This window comes from Pseudomonas sp. JAI111 (assembly GCF_024809425.1).
Lineage (GTDB): Bacteria > Pseudomonadota > Gammaproteobacteria > Pseudomonadales > Pseudomonadaceae > Aquipseudomonas.
Window position 1 is genome coordinate 64,623 of the sequence record NZ_JANUCB010000007.1, and the last position, 19,811, is coordinate 84,433.

16 protein-coding genes are annotated in these 19,811 nt (G+C 59.9%); 13 read left to right on the forward strand and 3 right to left on the reverse strand.

Going from position 1 to position 19,811, the window contains the following annotated elements; all coding sequences use genetic code 11:
- Positions 1-201: 201 nt before the first annotated feature.
- The 11 genes from urtA (at position 202) to ureC (ending at position 10,464) form a co-directional block, all read left to right on the forward strand.
- Positions 202-1,467 (forward strand): urea ABC transporter substrate-binding protein, encoded by a 1,266-nt coding sequence (gene urtA / locus HNR03_RS21035; protein ID WP_259155572.1) that lies wholly within the window; start codon positions 202-204, stop codon positions 1,465-1,467.
- 143 nt (positions 1,468-1,610) lie between these two features.
- A complete protein-coding gene (urtB, locus tag HNR03_RS21040; protein ID WP_259155573.1) occupies positions 1,611-3,113 on the forward strand; it encodes an urea ABC transporter permease subunit UrtB in 1,503 nt (500 codons plus the stop codon).
- Positions 3,113-4,192 (forward strand): urea ABC transporter permease subunit UrtC, encoded by a 1,080-nt coding sequence (gene urtC / locus HNR03_RS21045; protein ID WP_259155574.1) that lies wholly within the window; start codon positions 3,113-3,115, stop codon positions 4,190-4,192. Before urtB ends, urtC begins: the two co-directional genes overlap by 1 nt.
- Positions 4,189-5,061: an urea ABC transporter ATP-binding protein UrtD gene (gene urtD / locus HNR03_RS21050; protein WP_222589579.1), complete on the forward strand. Its 873-nt coding sequence runs from the start codon at positions 4,189-4,191 to the stop codon at positions 5,059-5,061. Before urtC ends, urtD begins: the two co-directional genes overlap by 4 nt.
- Positions 5,062-5,195: 134 nt before the next feature.
- Entirely contained in the window at positions 5,196-5,894 is a 699-nt protein-coding gene (gene urtE / locus HNR03_RS21055; protein ID WP_259155575.1) for an urea ABC transporter ATP-binding subunit UrtE, read from the forward strand.
- Positions 5,895-5,924: 30 nt separating this feature from the next.
- Positions 5,925-6,779 carry an urease accessory protein UreD gene (locus HNR03_RS21060; RefSeq protein ID WP_259155576.1) on the forward strand — a complete coding sequence of 285 codons (855 nt, stop codon included), beginning with the start codon at positions 5,925-5,927 and terminating at the stop codon, positions 6,777-6,779.
- A gap of 159 nt (positions 6,780-6,938) precedes the next feature.
- The gene (gene ureA, locus HNR03_RS21065) at positions 6,939-7,241 is read left to right on the forward strand and encodes an urease subunit gamma (RefSeq protein WP_090176138.1); all 303 of its coding nucleotides are present in this window, start codon (positions 6,939-6,941) and stop codon (positions 7,239-7,241) included.
- A 9-nt stretch (positions 7,242-7,250) separates the two neighbouring features.
- A complete protein-coding gene (locus tag HNR03_RS21070) occupies positions 7,251-7,784 on the forward strand; it encodes a GNAT family N-acetyltransferase (RefSeq protein ID WP_208670280.1) in 534 nt (177 codons plus the stop codon).
- 6 nt (positions 7,785-7,790) lie between these two features.
- Positions 7,791-8,324, forward strand: a complete 534-nt coding sequence (locus tag HNR03_RS21075; protein WP_259155578.1) for a GNAT family N-acetyltransferase — start codon at positions 7,791-7,793, stop codon at positions 8,322-8,324.
- A complete protein-coding gene (locus tag HNR03_RS21080; RefSeq protein ID WP_259155579.1) occupies positions 8,324-8,632 on the forward strand; it encodes an urease subunit beta in 309 nt (102 codons plus the stop codon). The genes HNR03_RS21075 and HNR03_RS21080 overlap by 1 nt, the downstream gene beginning before the upstream one ends.
- A gap of 131 nt (positions 8,633-8,763) precedes the next feature.
- A complete protein-coding gene (gene ureC / locus HNR03_RS21085; RefSeq protein ID WP_222589574.1) occupies positions 8,764-10,464 on the forward strand; it encodes an urease subunit alpha in 1,701 nt (566 codons plus the stop codon).
- A 75-nt stretch (positions 10,465-10,539) separates the two neighbouring features.
- On the opposite strand, the gene HNR03_RS21090 is transcribed toward ureC, so the two are convergent.
- Positions 10,540-15,450: a dermonecrotic toxin domain-containing protein gene (locus HNR03_RS21090; RefSeq protein ID WP_259155580.1), complete on the reverse strand. Its 4,911-nt coding sequence runs from the start codon at positions 15,448-15,450 to the stop codon at positions 10,540-10,542.
- 240 nt (positions 15,451-15,690) lie between these two features.
- Here HNR03_RS21090 and HNR03_RS21095 point away from each other — a divergent pair, with 240 nt between their 5' ends.
- The gene (locus HNR03_RS21095; protein ID WP_259155581.1) at positions 15,691-16,818 is read left to right on the forward strand and encodes a sensor histidine kinase KdpD; all 1,128 of its coding nucleotides are present in this window, start codon (positions 15,691-15,693) and stop codon (positions 16,816-16,818) included.
- A 143-nt stretch (positions 16,819-16,961) separates the two neighbouring features.
- Here the strand turns inward: HNR03_RS21095 and HNR03_RS21100 are convergent, their stop codons facing one another.
- Positions 16,962-17,267, reverse strand: a complete 306-nt coding sequence (locus HNR03_RS21100; RefSeq protein ID WP_090176153.1) for a chaperone modulator CbpM — start codon at positions 17,265-17,267, stop codon at positions 16,962-16,964.
- A gap of 23 nt (positions 17,268-17,290) precedes the next feature.
- On the reverse strand, positions 17,291-18,235 hold the full coding sequence (locus HNR03_RS21105) for a DnaJ C-terminal domain-containing protein (RefSeq protein ID WP_222589571.1): 945 nt from the start codon (positions 18,233-18,235) through the stop codon (positions 17,291-17,293).
- A 296-nt stretch (positions 18,236-18,531) separates the two neighbouring features.
- On the opposite strand from HNR03_RS21105, the gene HNR03_RS21110 reads away from it, so the two are divergent.
- On the forward strand, positions 18,532-19,806 hold the full coding sequence (locus HNR03_RS21110) for an Hsp70 family protein (RefSeq protein WP_259155582.1): 1,275 nt from the start codon (positions 18,532-18,534) through the stop codon (positions 19,804-19,806).
- Positions 19,807-19,811 lie beyond the last annotated feature (5 nt).

Genomic DNA, 19,811 nt, shown 5'->3' on the forward strand with positions numbered 1-19,811 from the left:
GTACCTGCGCCCTGTTCTGGCGCAGGCCACCGCACCAATGCCTCATGCACGTCCCTTCCTGGTGCGTTGCATGCGCGCGCAGCCGCTCTAATACGACGTTTCCTTGCCTGCATCCGACTAGGCACAGCCTTTGCAAAACACCCTTCAGTAGTCCGCATCTGCCAACCAAGAAAAATTTCTAATGTTCATGGAGATCGCACAATGAAGCGTCGTAGCTTGATCAAGGCATTCACACTCTCGGCAAGCATTGCCGCGATGGGCTTGACCTGGACTGTCCAGGCAGCCGAGACCATCAAGGTCGGTATTTTGCATTCGTTGTCCGGGACCATGGCGATCTCCGAAACCTCGCTCAAAGACATGGCGTTGATGACCATCGACGAGATCAACGCCAAGGGCGGCGTGAACGGCAAGATGCTCGAACCGGTGGTCGTGGACCCAGCGTCGAACTGGCCGTTGTTCGCGGAAAAGGGCCGTCAGCTGCTGACTCAGGACAAGGTCGCCGTGGTCTTCGGCTGCTGGACGTCCGTGTCGCGCAAATCGGTGTTGCCGGTGTTCGAAGAACTCAACGGCTTGCTGTTCTACCCGGTGCAATACGAAGGCGAAGAGATGTCGCCTAACGTGTTCTACACCGGCGCTGCGCCGAACCAGCAAGCGATCCCGGCCGTGGAATACCTGATGAGCGAAGAAGGCGGCAGCGCCAAGCGTTACTTCCTTTTAGGCACCGACTACGTCTACCCGCGCACCACCAACAAGATTTTGCGCTCGTTCCTGCACTCCAAAGGCGTAGCGGACAAGGATATCGAAGAGGTCTACACCCCGTTCGGTCACAGCGACTATCAAACCATCGTGGCCAACATCAAAAAATTCTCGGCGGGTGGCAAGACAGCGGTCATCTCCACAGTCAACGGCGACTCCAACGTGCCGTTCTATAAAGAACTGGCCAACCAGGGCTTGAAAGCCACCGACGTTCCGGTCGTGGCCTTCTCCGTCGGCGAAGAAGAACTGCGCGGCATCGACACCAAGCCCCTGGTCGGCAACCTCGCGGCGTGGAACTACTTTGAGTCGGTCGAGAACCCGGCGAACAAGAAATTCGTCGCCGACTGGAAAGCCTACGCCAAGAAACACAACCTGCCGGGCGCCGACAAAGCGGTGACCAACGACCCGATGGAAGCCACCTACGTGGGCATCCACATGTGGGCGCAAGCGGCTGAGAAAGCCAAGTCCACCGACGTCGACAAAGTCCGCGAAGCCCTGGCGGGCCAGACGTTCGCCGCGCCATCGGGTTACACGCTGACCATGGACAAGACCAACCACCACCTGCACAAGCCGGTGATGATCGGCGAAATCCAGGCCGACGGTCAGTTCAACGTGGTCTGGCAGACCGAAGGACCGATCCGCGCCCAGCCGTGGAGCCCGTTCATCTCGGGCAACGACAAGAAGCCGGATTATGCGGTGAAGAGCAACTAAGCCACCCCGCACAGCCTGATCGTTCCCACGCTCTGCGTGGGAATGCCTCACCGGACGCTCCGCGTCCGCTTTTGGGACGCAGAGCGTCCATGGCTGCATTCCCACGCAGAGCGTGGGAACGATCAATACGCAAGGCCAATGACATGCCAACTGTCCTTTACCGTCTATTCCTCGCCGTCGCGTTGCTTTTACCGATGGCCGCTTTTGCCAGCGACGCCGAAGACTTCGTCGCGGCCAATCCCGTGCAGCAAGCCAAACTGCTGGAAGCCTGGGCTGCGCAGCCCGAGCCGGCGCGCATCGAATTGATCAATGCCCTGCAACAAGGCGAATTGACCGTCGACGGCCAAGCCAAAACCCTGCGCCTGAACAATCGCCTGCGAGGTCTGATCGACACCGCACTGGCCAGCCATCAACTGCTCGCCGCTGACCCAAAAACCCGTCTGGCCGCCGCGCAGCAATTGCAGAAAAGCGCCAAACCGGCGCAACTGACATTCCTCGACCGGCAACTGGCCGGCGAAAAAGACGAAAGCGTTCACGCCGCCCTGAGCCTGGCCCTGGCCAATCTACAACTGGTGGATACCGACCCGGCCGTGCGCCTCGCCGCAGTCCGCCTGCTCGGCGAAACCGGTGACCCGCTGGCCCGCACCCGCCTCGAAAGCCTGCTCGAACCGGGTGTCGAAGCCGACGCCAGTGTGCGCACGGCGGCCGAAACCAGCCTCGCGCAAGTCAAACGCAAACTGCTGATCGGCGAGCTGCTCGGACAGGCGTTCAGCGGCATGTCATTGGGTTCGATTTTGCTGCTCGCGGCATTGGGCCTGGCGATCACCTTCGGCCTGCTCGGCGTGATCAATATGGCCCACGGCGAGATGCTGATGCTCGGCGCTTACTCGACCTATGTGGTGCAGTTGATGTTTCAGCGCTTCGCTCCGCAAGCCATCGAGTTCTATCCGCTGATCGCCTTGCCGGTGGCGTTTTTCGTCACCGCCGCCATCGGCATGGCGCTGGAGCGCACGGTGATTCGTCACCTCTACGGCCGTCCGCTGGAAACCCTGTTGGCGACCTGGGGCATCAGCCTGATGCTGATTCAACTTGTCCGATTGGTATTCGGCGCACAGAACGTCGAGGTCGCGAACCCGGCCTGGCTCTCCGGCGGGATTCAAGTGCTGCCCAACCTTGTGCTGCCCTACAACCGCATCGTGATCATCGCCTTCGCCCTGTTTGTGGTGGTGCTGACCTGGCTGTTGCTGAACAAGACGCGACTGGGCCTGAACGTGCGCGCCGTCACTCAGAACCGCAACATGGCCGCATGTTGCGGTGTGCCGACCGGGCGCGTGGACATGCTCGCCTTTGGCCTCGGCTCGGGCATTGCCGGCCTGGGTGGCGTCGCGCTCAGCCAGATCGGCAACGTCGGCCCGGACCTCGGCCAGAGCTACATCATCGACTCGTTCCTGGTGGTGGTGCTCGGCGGCGTCGGTCAGTTGGCCGGCAGCGTCCTGGCGGCCTTCGGCCTGGGCATCGCCAACAAAATCCTTGAGCCGCAGATTGGTGCGGTGCTGGGCAAGATCCTGATCCTCGCGCTGATCATTCTGTTTATCCAGAAGCGTCCGCAAGGCCTCTTCGCATTGAAAGGACGGGTGATCGACTGATGAACCAGCCCCTGTTGCTCACGGCCACACAAAAGGCCGGCCCGAAAGTCACGATTGCCGTTGGCGCGGTGATCCTTGTCTTGCTGTTGGCGTTGCCGCTGATGTCGCTGCTATCGCCCATCAGCGTGTTTCACGTCTCGGCCTACACATTGACGCTGGTGGGCAAAATCCTTTGCTACGCCATCGTCGCCCTGGCACTGGATCTGGTCTGGGGTTACGCCGGCCTGTTGTCGCTCGGTCACGGCCTGTTCTTCGCCCTCGGCGGCTACGCGATGGGCATGTACTTGATGCGCCAAGCCTCGGGCGATGCCTTGCCGGCGTTCATGACGTTCCTGTCGTGGACCGAATTGCCGTGGTACTGGACCGGCACCAGCAGCTTTCTCTGGTCGATGTGCCTGGTGGTGTTGGCGCCTGGGTTGCTGGCACTGGTGTTCGGCTTCTTCGCCTTCCGCTCGCGGATCAAGGGAGTGTATTTCTCGATCATGACCCAGGCCCTGACCTTCGCCGGAATGCTCCTGTTCTTTCGCAACGAAACCGGCTTCGGCGGCAACAACGGCTTCACCAATTTCCGCACCATCCTCGGTTTCGGCATCACTGAACCGGGCACCCGCGCCGTGTTGTTTTTCGCCACGGTGGCGTTGCTGGTGGCGAGCCTGTTCATCGGCTGGCGACTGGCGCAAAGCAAGTTTGGCCGGGTGTTGACGGCGCTGCGCGACGCCGAGAACCGCCTGATGTTCTGCGGCTATGACCCGCGCGGGTTCAAGCTGTTTGTCTGGGTGTTGAGCGCGGTGTTGTGCGGCTTGGCCGGCGCGCTGTATGTGCCGCAAGTCGGGATCATCAACCCGAGTGAAATGTCGCCGACCAACTCGATTGAAGCCGCAGTCTGGGTCGCACTGGGCGGCCGCGGCACGCTGATCGGTCCGCTGCTTGGCGCCGGTGTGGTCAACGGGATGAAGAGCTGGTTCACCGTGGCGTTCCCGGAGTACTGGCTGTTCTTCCTCGGGGCGCTGTTCATCATCGTGACGTTGTACCTGCCCAAAGGCGTGATCGGCCTGCTGAAAAAAAGGGGTGAACAATGAGAGTGACTGCGACGGCTGAATTCATGCTCGAACCGGCGTTTTTCCCGCCGCTGGAACCCAACCGGGACGCCGGAAGCAGCCGCGACGTCATCGGTCTCGGGCAACGCGTCGGTCCTGGCCTGGATACGCGCCACGGCACGATCCTGACCCTGGAAGATATCAGCGTGAGCTTCGATGGCTTTCGCGCGCTGAACAATCTGAATCTGTACATCGGCGTCGGCGAGTTGCGTTGCATCATCGGCCCCAACGGCGCCGGCAAGACCACCCTGATGGACGTGATCACCGGCAAGACACGCCCCAGTCACGGCAAGGCCTGGTTCGGTGAAACCCTGGACCTGACGCAGATGAGCGAGGTGCAAATCGCCCAGGCCGGCATCGGTCGCAAGTTTCAGAAACCGACGGTGTTCGAAGCGTTGAGCGTTTTTGAAAACCTGGAGCTGGCGCAGAAAACCGACAAGTCGGTGTGGGCCAGCCTGCGGGCCCGTTTGAGCGGTGAGCAGAAAGATCGCATCACTGAGGTGCTGGAAACCATTCGCCTGAGCGCGTCGGTCAATCGCCCGGCGGGGCTGTTGTCCCACGGTCAGAAGCAGTTTCTGGAAATCGGCATGTTGCTCATGCAAGACCCGCAACTGTTGCTGCTCGATGAACCGGTGGCGGGCATGACCGACGCCGAAACCGAGTTCACCGCCGAGCTGTTCAAAAGCCTCGCCGGCAAGCATTCGCTGATGGTGGTGGAACACGACATGGGCTTCGTCGGCTCGATTGCCGACCACGTCACCGTGTTGCACCAGGGCAGCGTGCTGGCCGAAGGGTCACTGGAACAGGTGCAGGCCGATGAGCGTGTTATTGAGGTTTACCTCGGCCGCTGAGAATTGATCGTTCCCACGCTCTGCGTGGGAATGCATCCCGTGACGCTCTGCGTCACATAACGGCGGACGCGGAGCGTCCATGGCGGCATTCCCACGCAGAGCGTGGGAACGATCACTGAGGGAGAACGTTGAACATGCTGCACGTCGACAAGCTGCACCAATACTACGGCGGAAGCCACATCCTGCGCGGCCTGACGTTTGAGGTAAAAGTCGGTGAAGTCACCTGCCTGCTCGGGCGCAACGGGGTGGGCAAGACCACGCTGCTCAAATGCCTGATGGGTTTGCTGCCGGCCAAAGAAGGCGCGGTGAACTGGGAAGGTAAACCGATCACCACGTTCAAGCCGCACCAACGGGTTCACGCAGGGATCGCTTACGTTCCGCAAGGGCGGGAAATCTTCGGGCGGCTGACCGTGGAAGAAAACCTGCTGATGGGCCTGTCGCGCTTCCCCGGCAGCGAAGCCAAGGAAGTCCCGGCATTCATTTACGAGCTGTTCCCGGTGTTGTTGCAAATGAAGCAACGCCGCGGCGGTGACTTGTCCGGCGGTCAACAGCAGCAACTGGCGATTGGTCGAGCCTTGGCCAGTCGTCCGCGCTTGCTGATCCTCGACGAGCCCACTGAAGGCATTCAGCCGTCGGTGATCAAGGAGATCGGCGCGGTGATCAAGAAGCTCGCGGCCCGTGGCGACATGGCGATTTTGCTGGTGGAACAGTTTTACGACTTCGCCGCCGAACTGGCCGATCAGTACCTGGTGATGTCCCGGGGCGAGATCGTGCAACAGGGTCGCGGTGAAAATATGGAAGCCGAAGGTGTGCGCGACCTGGTTACGATCTAGTCTGTAGCGTCCTGACGATTATTAGAAATCATGAATTTACCTTTACTGCCCCTGACCACAGAGCCGGCCCTGTTTACCCCGAGTTGGCACGCAGAGCTGGAGCTTGGTTATGCCCGCTTCGGCGAGAGCACGCGCCCGGTCCAGCGCCGGCACCAAGGCCCGTTGCGGGTGCAAAAGCACCTGTACGCCGAAGGGCCCGAGGTGTGCCAGCACATCATCGTTCACCCGCCGGGCGGGATTGCCGGGGGTGATCGACTGGACATCAGCGCCAGCGTCGGCGCTGACGCCTGGGCACAAATCACCAGCCCCGGAGCCGCCAAGTGGTATCGCGCTGCAGGGCCCGCTTATCAGCAGCTGGATTTGCACGTCGCGGCCGGTGCGACACTGGAATGGCTGCCCCAGGAGACGATCATTTTCAGCGCCGCCCAGGCCGAACTCAGCACCTCGATCAACCTTGAGGGCGACGCCCGACTGTTCTACTGGGACGTGGTGGTGCTGGGTCGCCCGGCCAGTGGTGAGCGCTTCGATCTGGGGCATTTTCAGGCGCAATTGAATATCCGCCGCGACGGCCAGTTGCTCTGGCACGAACGCCAGCGCATTGTCGGGAATGATGGTTTGCTCGACTCGCCGATTGGCCTGGACGGGCAACCGGTTTTTGCCACGCTGTTGGTGACGGGTGAAGTCGATAGCGAGTTGCTGGAGACGTGCCGCTCGCTGCCCAATGAAGTGCGCGGGGACCTGACGCAGCTGCCGGGGCTAGTGGTTGCCCGGTGCCTGGCCAGTGAAGCGCTGTTGGCACGGGGTTGGCTTATTGATTTGTGGCGATTGCTGCGGCCTGCGCTGTTAGGCCGAGAAGCCGTCCCGCCAAGAATATGGAGCACCTGAAATGCAATCCCCTGTAGGAGTGAGCCTGCTCGCGATGACGGTGTGTCAGGCAACTTATAGGTTGAATGTGCCGACGCCATCGCGAGCAGGCTCACTCCTACAGGGGGTTTGTATTTACAGATCCGAATACTTTTTTATCTGCCCAGATGGATTCCAACGATGGACCTGACCCCACGTGAAAAAGACAAGCTGCTGATCTTCACCGCTGGCCTCGTGGCCGAGCGGCGTCTGGCGCGCGGCGTGAAACTCAATTACCCGGAGGCCATGGCCTACATTTCCGCCGCGCTGCTCGAAGGTGCCCGCGATGGCCGGACCGTGGCCGAGCTGATGCACTTTGGCACCACCCTGCTGAACCGTGATCAAGTGATGGAAGGCATCCCGGAAATGATCCCGGAGATCCAGGTCGAAGCGACGTTCCCCGACGGCACCAAACTGGTCACCGTCCACCAACCCATCGCCTGAGGCCGAACCATGACCTACCTCATCCGTGATGCCGTGCATGCCGACCTGCCAGCGATCCGCGACATCTACAACGACGCGGTGCTCAACACCACGGCGATCTGGAACGAACAGGCCGTAGACCTGGGCAACCGCCAGGCCTGGTTCAGTGCGCGCCAATCCCAGGGTTATCCGATTCTGGTGATCGTCGACGGCGATAACAGCGTGCTGGGCTACGCTTCATTTGGTGACTGGCGGCCGTTCGACGGTTTCCGCCACACCGTCGAGCATTCGGTCTACGTGCGCAGCGACCAACGGGGCAACGGCCTGGGTCCGCGACTGATGGACGTACTGATCGAGCGCGCCAAAGGCTGCGACAAGCACGTGATGGTGGCCGCCATCGAAAGCGGCAACGCCGCTTCTATTCGTCTGCATGAACGGGCCGGATTCGCGATCACCGGTCAGATGCCCCAGGTGGGCACCAAATTTGGCCGCTGGCTGGACCTGACCTTCATGCAACTGACCCTCAATCCTGGCGCGGAGCCGCCGACTGCCAGCAAGGAGTAACGCCCGATGAACCCCGCCCAACTGCGACGCGTCAATGTTGAAAGCTTTGCGCACTACCGTCAGGGATTGATTGACCTGTTGCTCGACGCCGTCGGTTATGGCGCCAGCGTCGGGTTCATGGCCAATCTGGACGCCGCCCAGGCGCGCGCCTATTTCGATGAGGTTCAGGACAACCTGAACAAGGGCAACGTGTTGTTGTGGGTGGTGGTCAAGGACGAACAGGTCCAGGCCAGCGTGCAACTGACCCTGTGCCAGAAAGCCAACGGCCTGAACCGTGCCGAAGTGCAGAAACTGCTGGTGCGCGAACACGCGCGTCGCCGGGGTCTGGGCCAACAGTTGATGAATGCGCTTGAACAGGCAGCCCTCCAGCACAAGCGCGGCATGCTTTACCTCGACACCGAAGCCGGCTCCCCCGCCGAAGACTTCTACAAAGCCCTGGGCTACACCAAGGCCGGTGAAATCCCAGACTACGCCTGCGACCCGAGCGGCCGGTACAAACCAACCGCCCTCTACTACAAAATCCTCCAAGGAGCCCATTGATGATTCCCGGTGAATACCAGATCCAGCCCGGCGACATCGAGCTTAACGTGAGCCGGCGCACGGTCAGTCTGAAAGTGGCCAACAGCGGTGACCGGCCGATCCAGGTCGGTTCGCACTACCACTTTTTCGAAACCAACGACGCCCTGACTTTCGACCGCGCCGCCAGTCGCGGCATGCGCCTGAACATCCCCGCCGGCACTGCCGTGCGCTTCGAACCGGGGCAAAGCCGAGAAGTCGAGTTGGTCGAGCTGGCCGGGCATCGCCGGGTGTTCGGGTTTGCCGGCAGGATCATGGGCGATCTCGACTGACTGATCGTTCCCACGGTCCCCGTGGGAATGCATCCCGTGACGCTCCGCGTCACATAACGGCGGACGCAGAGCGTCCATGGCGGCATTCCCACGCAGAGCGTGGGAACGATCAATTTGTGCAAGGAATCCCAATGAAAATTTCCCGTCAGGCCTACGCCGACATGTTCGGTCCCACCGTCGGTGACAAGGTCCGTCTGGCCGATACCGAGCTGTGGATCGAAGTGGAAAAAGACTTCACCACCTATGGCGAAGAAGTGAAATTCGGCGGTGGTAAAGTCATCCGTGACGGCCAGGGCCAAAGCCAGTTACTGGCGGCCGAAGTCGTCGATACGGTGATCACCAACGCGCTGATCGTCGACCACTGGGGCATCGTCAAGGCCGACGTCGGCCTCAAGGACGGCCGCATCGCCGGGATCGGCAAGGCCGGTAATCCGGACGTGCAACCGGACGTGACCATCGCCATCGGCGCCAGCACCGAAGTGATCGCCGGTGAAGGCATGATCCTCACCGCCGGCGGCATCGACACGCACATCCACTTCATCTGCCCGCAACAGATCGAAGAAGCCCTGATGAGCGGCGTCACCACCATGATCGGCGGCGGCACCGGCCCGGCCACCGGCACCAATGCCACGACGTGCACCTCCGGGCCATGGCACCTGGCGCGCATGCTTCAGGCCGCCGACGCGTTTCCGATGAACATCGGTTTCACCGGCAAGGGCAACGCGAGTCTGCCGGAACCCCTGATCGAACAGGTCAAGGCCGGCGCCATCGGCTTGAAGTTGCACGAAGACTGGGGCACCACGCCCGCGAGCATCGACAACTGCCTGACGGTGGCCGACCAATACGACGTCCAGGTCGCCATCCACACCGACACCCTCAATGAGTCCGGTTTTGTCGAAACCACCCTCGCCGCCTTCAAGGGCCGCACGATTCACACCTACCACACCGAAGGTGCGGGCGGCGGTCACGCGCCGGACATCATCAAGGCCTGTGGCTTTGCCAACGTGTTGCCGAGTTCGACCAATCCGACCCGGCCGTTCACCCGCAATACCATCGACGAACACCTCGATATGCTGATGGTCTGCCACCACCTGGACCCGAGCATTGCCGAAGACGTGGCCTTCGCTGAAAGCCGCATCCGCCGCGAAACCATCGCCGCCGAAGACATCCTCCACGACCTCGGCGCGTTCTCGATGATCAGCTCCGACAGCCAGGCCATGGGCCGCGTCGGCGAAGTCATCACGCGCACCTGGCAGACCGCCGACAAGATGAAAAAACAGCGCGGCGCGCTGCCGGAAGACGGCGAAGGCAACGACAACTTCCGCGCCAAACGCTACATCGCCAAGTACACCATCAACCCGGCGATCACCCACGGCATCAGCCACGAAGTGGGCTCGGTCGAAGTGGGTAAATGGGCTGATCTGGTGCTCTGGCGGCCGGCATTCTTCGGGGTCAAACCGACGCTGATCCTCAAGGGTGGTGCCATTGCCGCCAGCCTGATGGGCGACGCCAACGCCTCGATTCCGACACCGCAACCGGTGCATTACCGTCCGATGTTCGCCAGCTACGGCGGCTCGCTGCACGCCACCAGCCTGACCTTTATCAGCCAGGCGGCGCAGGCAGCTGGATTGCCCGAAGCGTTGGGTCTGAAAAAGAAAATCGCAGTGGTCAAAGGCTGTCGCGAGGTGCAGAAAACCGATCTGATCCACAACGACTACCTGCCGAAGATCGACGTCGATCCGCAGACCTATCAGGTCAAGGCTGACGGCGTACTGCTGTGGTGCGAACCGGCGGATGTGTTGCCGATGGCCCAGCGGTATTTTCTGTTTTGATTTCCAGTCAGGCATAAAAAACCCGGCACGAAGGGCGTCAATCTTCGTGCCAGGATGGCTGTATTGTCAGGTCAATCAGTTGCTCGAATTGACCGTAAAGGGAATTTCCACCCTTTGCAGTTTCGCCCGATCCATCGCCTGTTGGGTCAGGGTCTTCAGCAGCGTTTTCATCTCGGTGTCGATCAAGTTCAACTCGGCAGCATAGGCCTCATTGGTCATGACTTGCCCCGGGGCAATCTCGCTGTCCGGTTTGCCCAGCTCTGCGGCGAGTACCCTCAGCTCCTCTTTCAGGCCGGCCTTTGCCTCAAGCGAAAGATCCTGTTCGGTCGCGCGCTTATCAAGCGCCATGAAAAACTCCGTCGTTGCATCGATTCGACGCCTGAACACCTTGAACGCGCGACGATTCGAGCCCTGGATGTAAGACGTCCAGAACGGCTGTTCACTGATTGAATCACGCAGCAAATCGCCGGCCTCCAGATCCAGTACCCGCCGATAGGCATCTTCGATCATCTCAGACGTGACGTCCGTGTACGTGCGGAACTGAAGATCACGGGATTGCCAGGGCAGATCCAGTCGCTCTGCCAGGTCTGTCATGTAGCCCAGATGTACCTGGACCTCATCGATGGTCCCCGAAACTTCGCCATTGGCATTGACCACCCTGAATCGTTCACCTTTCGCCAGTCGTTTGGCAACCACTTGGTGGGCAATCCGGCTCAACTCATCCAGACGGGATTTGCCTCTGGCAAGCTGCACCAGTTCAGCCTCCACCAGGCTTGGACTCCTCAGCTCATAAGCTTCGTGGATCAGCACCTCCACACCCATTGAATTGAACAACTGGGCTCCGGCATCCACACAGTTGGTAGCCTCGTCCCTGCCCATGACAAAAAGGTTGCGCCGCAACTCACTGTCCTTGGACATCGCTTCGAGCATTCGCCAGACCTTGCTCGTCATGTCCACTCTGAATGCGTTGTCGTTCTGGAAATGGCTGGACTCAGTGAGCTTCCTGATCTTATTGAAAAAATGCACCGAGCCGAACTCATCCTCCAAGCTGTTCCATATCGCCTGTTTGGCGACCCAATCTCGTCGCGTCAGGCCTGCCTCCCAATCAAGGCTGTCGCGCACACCACGAGGCGGATACGGGCGATCGGGGTCCAGGCCGACAGACCTGATGTTTTCTCTGAGCGTGTTCAGAGTATCAGCCGACATCCACTGCCGGTCCCGACTCACCACCGTCCGCGCCACCAGCTCCGCTCCGACAGAGCCGGGAGTCACCCGAGGGATGACCGTCAGTTCATTGCGTTGCAGATTCAAGTAAAAATGCCGGAATCGGGGTTGAGAAAACAATCCGTCCGGCCAGGTATCAATGCCGGTATCGCCCAGCATCACCGTATGCAGCATGCGCATACCGCCGATATCCGGCACACGACCCAGCGGGTTTCCCTGAAGATCCAGGCTTTGAAGTCGGGTAAGCCATCTCAAATACGTAGATCCCTGCGCATCCAGCACAATCCGGTTATCGCCGAGGTACAACTCCGTCAGCCCTACCATATGTCCCACCGAAGAAGGAAAATGCGTGAGCCGGTTGCGGGTGAGATTCAGCGAACGCAGGCGCGGAAAATGATAAAGAAAGGTGACGTGTGCGTCGGTCATCTCAGTGCCCAGCAAGTTCAGGCTGGTCACGTGCTGAAAATCGGCGTCCAGAGGGGGCATGGTCCCCAAGTGCCGCCCCATGGGCATATTGCTGAGGTCAAGCACTGTTCCCTGCAGAATCTCGTAAGAGTCCACATGCCTGGGCCCGGTTTGCTGCCAGCACTGACGAATGGCCTTGTACAACTTGTTTCTGGACTGCCATTCGGCAACGCCCGCAGGGCTGAACCTGTACGCTTCGGTCGGCGAATTCAGCCAGCGCTGGAAGTTGGTATTGAGGCGGTTGAATTCCGCTTCCAGCGCGCTGGCCCGCAGCTCCGGGTCAGCCTCGTTGCCGCCACCGTCCAGATAAGCCTGGGCTTGCTCCTCGGTCCAGCCCGGCCGCACGCTCCTGACGCGTTCCTGCAACGTCAGGCGTCCGGTGAGCCGTCGAATGCCTTGAGGAAGAGGCATTCCACCGAGCAGCTTCATCGTCTCGGGATCATAGGCAGGCTTGCGCAGGGGGCTGTCCGCCAGCATCGGGCGCAGCTGGTCACGCCCCAATGGTGCATTTTGAACGGTGTGCTTGAGTGTCGCGCCTTGATTGATTTCAAAACCCAGTGCTTTGCGTTCAGCGTCAGGCAGGGCATGCAATACCGAAGAAAACAGGTCATCGGCGCCGTGCAGATGGTTGTCCTCGGCATCCCGCACTTCATAACCGTTCTCCGTGCTGACCAGGACTTTGCGCACATCCGCTTCTTCCGGGCCAATGCTGTCGCGCAGACGGCCAGTGAAAGAATGCTCGCGAATTTCGATGCGCACCTCCGGCGGCCAGTTCGGCAAGCTTTCCAGGCTATGCAGTGCCAGTTTTTCCGTATCCAGCGCCTGCAGAGAATCAAGGAACAGCCCTTCATAGGCACGCGACAGACGCACCTCCAGCGAGGCGGCGCGCGCCTGCTGCCTGAGGTGCAAGCCAATACGCTTTTGCTCGGCCAGCACTCGCAAGTCAGCCGGATCAGCGGCGCTCAGTAGCTCCTCTGCCATGTTGGCGGGCAATTGCGTGAAGGTGTCCTGAAGCGTCCTGGCGTCGGCAATGTTTGACTGGTCGTTCTCAGGCAGCTTCCCCGTTTCCGCCCACGCCTTGAACCGGTTGAGGGTGTCGACCAGCAACGCGGGCGGCGCTTCGTTTTCGACATGCAGCCGACGCAACACATCTTCTTCGATACCACTGGCGATACGGATGCGTTCAAGCATTGCATCATCGAACGCTTCTGACTTCGCCCCCAGCCCACGCATGAGCTCGGCCGAAGTCCACTCGACAGGGCGGTCGAGTTCGGTGTGCCAGGTACCGGCGCCATCGTGGTCAAGCTTTGGCTGGTAAGCTGCGGGCCGGTCCGGATGCTGCATCCTTGGTTCGCCGGTCAGTGGATCGTCCTGCACCGCGAAGTATTTGCCGTCGCGCGGCAGCAACTCCTTATCGCCGTGCGCGTGAAGGCCTCGCTCGTTGGGCGTCGAGTCGGAACTCAAACTGACTTGATGCTCATACGGGTTCAAGTCCGGGTTCCAGAGACGGGTCTTGCCGTCAGCGAGTACGACCGGCTTCAACTGGTCGACAAATGCCGAAGGCTTGATCGCGGTCGCTGCGCCCGTCGGCAACACATGCCCTGCTCCCATGATTGCCAGCTGGGCCGCATTGATCAGGACACCGGTCAACAATGCCGCCGCTTCGTCCTTGTCGCCCTTGCTCCAGTCTTCGATGCCCTCCATGGTTTCAAGCAGCATTTGCCCGACCATGACGCCCAGCATGGCCTCCCCCAGGCCCGGCACCAGCATCGCGCCGAAATTGAATACGTTCCAGCCGATGCTCACGTAGCTGCTCAATCGCGCCCAACGGGCGTTGGCATCTTCATCGCCTGTGGGAACGGCAATGTGCCGCGAATCCGCGATGGCCTTATCGCACCGCCATCGGCCGAGCGCCGGCCAGAGCAAACCGTCAATCAGGTTGGTGACCGGCTCGGCATCGGGGTTCTCCACCGCAGTCTCTCGCCACCACGGCCCCATGCTCAACGGTTCGCGCTGTTGCCAGGTGAAGGTGCTAAAGCGCTCTTTGACGCGAGTGAAAAACCGTCCTTTGTCTTTTTGCGGTACGAAGCGGCTGAAAAATTGCTGGTAGTCCGAGGAGCGCAACTGGCTCGTCAGCTCCTTCATGAAATCGGTGAAGGATTTATATTCCTTGAGAGGATGCTCAGGATCGTCGGGCACATAAGCGATCAAGGTACCGTCGAGCCGACTTTGATTATCGATATCTTCGCGGCGCAGCATCTCATCGACGGCACCGCTGGGACCGTTGGCAAAAAAGGCTTTGAGAAACTTGAACTGGTCAAATTCCTGCCCGGGCAGAATGAGCAGTTTGCGCGCCCAATCCATCATTATTCGTTGGTGTGTCGGCTCCAGGGCGTCGTAAATCTTTTTGATTTTCGTTGGATCTGCCACGGCACTGAACAACACGATACCCGACAGTTTCACGCCCATAAGGGACAGTCGATGAGACTGTAACGGGCGCTTGCCCATCGTGATGTTTGTCTGGTTGTCTCGCAGTTGCTGCAACTTGCCGTACGCATAAGAAGTGATATCGCCCTTCAAATATGCGATCAGCGCCGACTCATTGAACGCAGCTTTTTCGGTCCCGATGAAGTGTTGCTCAAGTGAGGCCTTTGCACCTGCCGCCGCAGGGGCCAGCAACCCTGTGATGTGCCGCTGATACTGCGCACCGAGATCCAGCTCCCGACAAAGGCTCGCAAAACTTTCGATGGTCAACGAATGACGTTGCAGCTCACCTTCGGCATCGGTGGTGAAAATTCCCGAGCCATCGCGAAAGGCGCCGGCACGGGTTTCAGCGTCCTCAAAGTTATGCAGCGCAGCCTCCAGCAACGTTGACTCCCTGAGCCGGCTGGCATTGTTGTCGATGCCAAACCCCAGCAGGGCTGGCACGTAAAGCCGAACCGTCGTGGCCCGCACATCCAGTTCCAGGCTCAGCTTTTCTTGCAGGGCTTGAACGAGCAAGGGCTCTGCGAACTCGTTGATGTCCTTTTTCAGGTCACCCAGCGTGTCATCCAGATTGCCTTGCAATCGCCAGCGCTCGTTGCCGAGTTCCTTGAGATATTGACGGTCAATGGCGCTTGCCTTGACGTACCACTCAGGGAAATCGACTGCCTGGGTTGCCGTCGCTACACGTTTAGACAGAGTAGGGCTTTTTATAAGCGCTGGAACGTTGGTTGCCAGGTAACTCAAATACCGATTGTCGCCTGCCGGATTACTGGCAGAAATATCCGACACAGATCCTTCTGATGATTCGTTCATTACGCATGTATCCCTATGCGTTCAATAGAGCGTCCAGCTTATTCAATGACGGCAAAAACAAAAGTTTAAATAACTGCTGGAAAACGGCCCGAAAACCAATAACAACACCTAACTTAAGCACCTTAAAAATAACTAAATACCACCCAGGGAATGGCCAGGCATGATCCGACTTGCCAGCGGTAGTTTTTACCCGTGGGCAAAGGGGCTAAGATGCCAAGACTTTTCAGCCAGGAAACGGTCATGCGCTTATCCGAATTCATCAGGCAACACGTAGACCGTATCGTTGATGAATGGGAACAGTTCGCTAAAACGATCAGCCCTGCCGCCATTAGCATGGACCGCGTTGCCTTGCGCGACCACGCCAAGGCGATTCTGCTGGCGGCGGCACGGGACATGACCACCGCGCAAACCGCCAGCGAACAACTGGCGAAGGCCAAGGGTGAAGGCCCGGAAAAAACCCCAAGCCTGGATGAAGCGGGGGCCAGTCATGGTGAGTTGCGCCATACCGTTGGGTTCGACCTGGTGCAGATGACCAGTGAATTCCGCCATTTGCGCGCCTGTGTGATTCGGATGTGGGTCAGCAGCCTGGAAGTGCCTGACCTGGCTTACTTGCAGGACATGATCCGTTTCAACGAAGCGATTGATGAGGCACTGGCAGAGTCCACCGCGGCGTACGCCGAACAGGTCAATCACTCGCGGGATCTGTTCCTGGCGATACTCGGTCATGACCTGCGAGCGCCGTTGCAGGCCATTAGCATGTCCACCGAGTTGCTGTTGCGCAAAGCGCCGCTTGAAGGTGATGCGCTGACGTGCGCAATCAATATCAAGCGTGGCGCGCGGCACATGGCGGTGATGGTCAGCGATTTGCTGGAGCTGGTCCGTAGCCGGTTGGGCAAGAGCCTGCCGATCGAGCCCAAGCCCATGGACCTGGCCGATGCCGCGCATGCGGCGATTGCCGAGGCATGCGCCGGTAACCCGGAATGCGATCCAATAATCAGGGTAGTCGGCGATACCCACGGCGTCTGGGATGCCGGGCGACTTGATCAGCTGTTCCAGAACCTGATCGGCAATGCGCTACAGCATGGCTTGAACAAACGTGATGTGACCGTCACCGTCACCGGCGAGCCGGACTCGGTGCGCCTGACTGTGCATAACTTTGGCGTGCCGATTCCCGACGATGCTATCCCGACCCTCTTCGATCCACTGGTACGCAGCGCCAGCGAAGACCTCGGGCAACCGACAACCAGCCTTGGCCTGGGATTGTTTATCGTCAAGGAAGTGGTCGATGCGCACGGCGGGACCATCGACGTCAGCTCGAATCAGACCGATGGCACGCTGTTTACCGTGGTGCTACCCCGCAACGTTTAATACTGCCAGACCGCGTTATCGTTCTTCGCGAGCAGGCTCGCTCCCACATTCGACCGTATTGCGTCTGAAGGAACCCGGTTAACTGTGGGAGCGAGCCTGCTCGCGATAGCGCCCGAACAGACAACGCAAAAACATCAGAAGATCTACTCAACCACCAACCGCCCAAGCCGCTGCCTGAGCATGCGGTTCTCGGCCCGCAGTTGCTGGACCTCGTCAAGCAGGTTCAGCGCCAGGGCGACGCCTTCCCATTCCAGTTCCAGATCGCGCCGCAGCTTGGCGGCACGCTTGGCCAGTGCCAGTTCATAATCGGTGAAACGCCAATCCTTGGGCTGCTTGCCCTGAGGTTCGAGGATGCCGTGCTCGACGATTTCGATCACGTAGACGTCCGACAGCTCGGCCGCCTCACAGAATTCTGCCATGTCCAGTTGAACGATCAGGGGGTTGCTCATGATGGGCTACTCCGTCTCTTGGATCAGAAGTTTTCTCTTGGGTTGAAAGCGGCTTTTTTCGCCAGTTCCTCCCACAGTGCCTTGACCTCGTCGTTCGAGGTTTTAGGCATGACGGCCTTGAGCTGCACGAACAGATACCCTCGATGACCGGCCTTGTTCAGCAAACCGTGTCCCTTGGCACGCATGCGCTGACCATTCTGGCTGCCGGCCGGGACCTTGAGGTTGATCTTGCCCGTCAGGGTCGGCACTGCCACTTCGGCGCCCAACGCCAATTCCCACGGTGCCAGCGGCAACGTGATAATCAGGTTTTCGCCCTCTACATCGAATTTCGGATGAGGCGCAAAACGAATGATCAGGAACAAGTCGCCATTAGCCCCGCCACCGATACCTGGCGCGCCCTGGCCCTTGAGGCGGATACGCTCGCCGTCGGCCACGCCGGCCGGGATCTTCACGTTCAGGCTTTTGCTGGTATTGCTGACATGCTGACCAGCGGCGTTGTACTGCGGCACCTGGAAAGTGACCTTCTTCGACTCGGTCGAGAGGGATTCTTCCAGGAAAATCGGTAGTTCCATTTCCACGTCTTGCCCTCGACGCCCGGCGCTTCGGCCCGACTGTGCACCACCAAAACCACCGCCGCCACGGTTGCCAAAGATCGAACTGAAGAAGTCCGAGAAATCCCCCGTGTCCTGACCACCGCCAAAACCGCCACGTCCCTGCCAGCCTGGCGGGCCCTGGAACGGTTGGCCGTGCTGGCCGTATTTGCGCAAGTCGTCATATTCGGCACGCTTGTCGGCGCTTTTCAGCGCTTCATAAGCCTCCGAGGCGTCCTTGAACTTGGCCTCGGCATCCTTTTCCTTGCTGACGTCCGGGTGGTATTTGCGCGCGAGCTTGCGATAGGCGGCCTTGATCGCCTTATCGTCAGCCGTCGGCTCCACACCGAGAATCTTGTAATAGTCTTTGAAGTCCATCGAGGGAATCACCATCCGTTATCGAAATCGCGCTACCGCTGTCAGCATGCGCTCATTACCAGCCGCCAGCTTGACAATCTCAAGTTTGTGACCGGGCAGCGCATCAGAAGTTTATCGGCAGCAGTCGGGGGTTCTTTCGACCGTCCGGTGGCTGCCAGGCCCAATGCAGACAAGTTTGGGGCAAAGGATAGTCTTTCAAGGCGCTAATAGCCGAGATTTAGCGGATAGTCGGCCTTCGAATATTCGCCGCACTGGCATACACTGCGCGGCCGTTTTTTAACCGGAACTCGAAAGACATGAAAAACGCATCTCCAGCCCGTGCCTGTGGTATCGACTTCGGCACGTCCAACTCCACCGTCGGCTGGCTGCGCCCCGGCATGGAAACGCTGATCGCGCTGGAGGACGACAAGATCACCCTGCCCTCGGTGGTCTTCTTCAATATGGAAGAACGCCGCCCGGTGTACGGACGGCTGGCGCTGCACGAGTACCTGGAAGGCTACGAAGGCCGGCTGATGCGCTCGCTCAAGAGCCTGCTCGGCTCCAAGCTGATCAAGCACGACACCAGCGTCCTGGGGACGGCCATGCCGTTCAAGGATCTGCTGGGTCTGTTTATCGGCCAGTTGAAGAAGCGCGCCGAGACCGCCGCCGGTCGCGAGTTCGAGGAAGTGGTGCTGGGTCGTCCGGTGTTTTTCGTCGATGACGATGAAATGGCCGACCAGGAAGCCGAGAACACCCTGGTGGACGTGGCCCGCGCCATCGGCTTCAAGGATGTGTCGTTCCAGTACGAACCGATTGCGGCGGCGTTCGACTACGAGTCGACCATCGAAAAAGAAGAGTTGGTGCTGATCGTCGACATCGGCGGTGGTACGTCCGACTTCTCGCTGGTGCGTCTCTCGCCAGAGCGCCGCAAGCACGACAACCGCCACGACGACATCCTCGCCACCGGCGGCGTGCACATCGGCGGGACTGATTTCGACAAGCAGTTGAGCCTGCAAGGGCTGATGCCGCTGTTCGGCTACGGCAGCCGCATGAAGAGCGGCGCCTACATGCCCACCAGCCACCACATGAACCTGGCAACCTGGCACACCATCAACTCGGTGTACTCGCAGAAGTCGACCCTGGCCCTGGGCAGCATGCGTTACGACATCGAAGACACCGGCGGCATCGACCGCCTGTTCAAGCTGATCGACCAGCGCGCCGGTCACTGGCTGGCCATGGAAGTGGAAGAAACCAAGATCCAGCTGACCCACGCCGACAGCCGCCATGTGCCGCTGGACCGCATCGAGCCGGGATTGAGCGTTGAGCTGAGCCGGGCGCTGTTCGAATCGGCCATCGACAACCTGCTGGAGCGCGTGCGCAACAGCGTCACCCAACTGCTCAACGATGCCAATGTGCGCGTCGATCAGGTCGATACGGTGTTCTTCACCGGCGGTTCGAGCGGGATTCCGGCGCTGCGCAACAGCGTGTCGGCGATGTTGCCGAATGCACAGCATGTGGAAGGGAACATCTTTGGCAGTATCGGCAGTGGCCTGGCGATTGAGGCCATGAAGCGCTACGGCACGATGGACTGATCAGA

Excerpts from the sequence above, each read along its gene's own strand:
- HNR03_RS21095 (WP_259155581.1), top strand. The coding sequence starts at position 15,691 with ATGCGCTTATCCGAATTCATCAGGCAACACGTAGACCGTATCGTTGAT.
- HNR03_RS21100 (WP_090176153.1), bottom strand. The coding sequence starts at position 17,267 with ATGAGCAACCCCCTGATCGTTCAACTGGACATGGCAGAATTCTGTGAG.
- urtE (WP_259155575.1), top strand. The coding sequence starts at position 5,196 with ATGCTGCACGTCGACAAGCTGCACCAATACTACGGCGGAAGCCACATC.
- HNR03_RS21060 (WP_259155576.1), top strand. The coding sequence starts at position 5,925 with ATGAATTTACCTTTACTGCCCCTGACCACAGAGCCGGCCCTGTTTACC.
- urtB (WP_259155573.1), top strand. The coding sequence starts at position 1,611 with ATGCCAACTGTCCTTTACCGTCTATTCCTCGCCGTCGCGTTGCTTTTA.
- urtC (WP_259155574.1), top strand. The coding sequence starts at position 3,113 with ATGAACCAGCCCCTGTTGCTCACGGCCACACAAAAGGCCGGCCCGAAA.
- urtD (WP_222589579.1), top strand. The coding sequence starts at position 4,189 with ATGAGAGTGACTGCGACGGCTGAATTCATGCTCGAACCGGCGTTTTTC.
- HNR03_RS21070 (WP_208670280.1), top strand. The coding sequence starts at position 7,251 with ATGACCTACCTCATCCGTGATGCCGTGCATGCCGACCTGCCAGCGATC.
- HNR03_RS21080 (WP_259155579.1), top strand. The coding sequence starts at position 8,324 with ATGATTCCCGGTGAATACCAGATCCAGCCCGGCGACATCGAGCTTAAC.
- ureC (WP_222589574.1), top strand. The coding sequence starts at position 8,764 with ATGAAAATTTCCCGTCAGGCCTACGCCGACATGTTCGGTCCCACCGTC.
- HNR03_RS21090 (WP_259155580.1), bottom strand. The coding sequence starts at position 15,450 with ATGAACGAATCATCAGAAGGATCTGTGTCGGATATTTCTGCCAGTAAT.
- HNR03_RS21105 (WP_222589571.1), bottom strand. The coding sequence starts at position 18,235 with ATGGACTTCAAAGACTATTACAAGATTCTCGGTGTGGAGCCGACGGCT.
- HNR03_RS21075 (WP_259155578.1), top strand. The coding sequence starts at position 7,791 with ATGAACCCCGCCCAACTGCGACGCGTCAATGTTGAAAGCTTTGCGCAC.
- ureA (WP_090176138.1), top strand. The coding sequence starts at position 6,939 with ATGGACCTGACCCCACGTGAAAAAGACAAGCTGCTGATCTTCACCGCT.
- HNR03_RS21110 (WP_259155582.1), top strand. The coding sequence starts at position 18,532 with ATGAAAAACGCATCTCCAGCCCGTGCCTGTGGTATCGACTTCGGCACG.
- urtA (WP_259155572.1), top strand. The coding sequence starts at position 202 with ATGAAGCGTCGTAGCTTGATCAAGGCATTCACACTCTCGGCAAGCATT.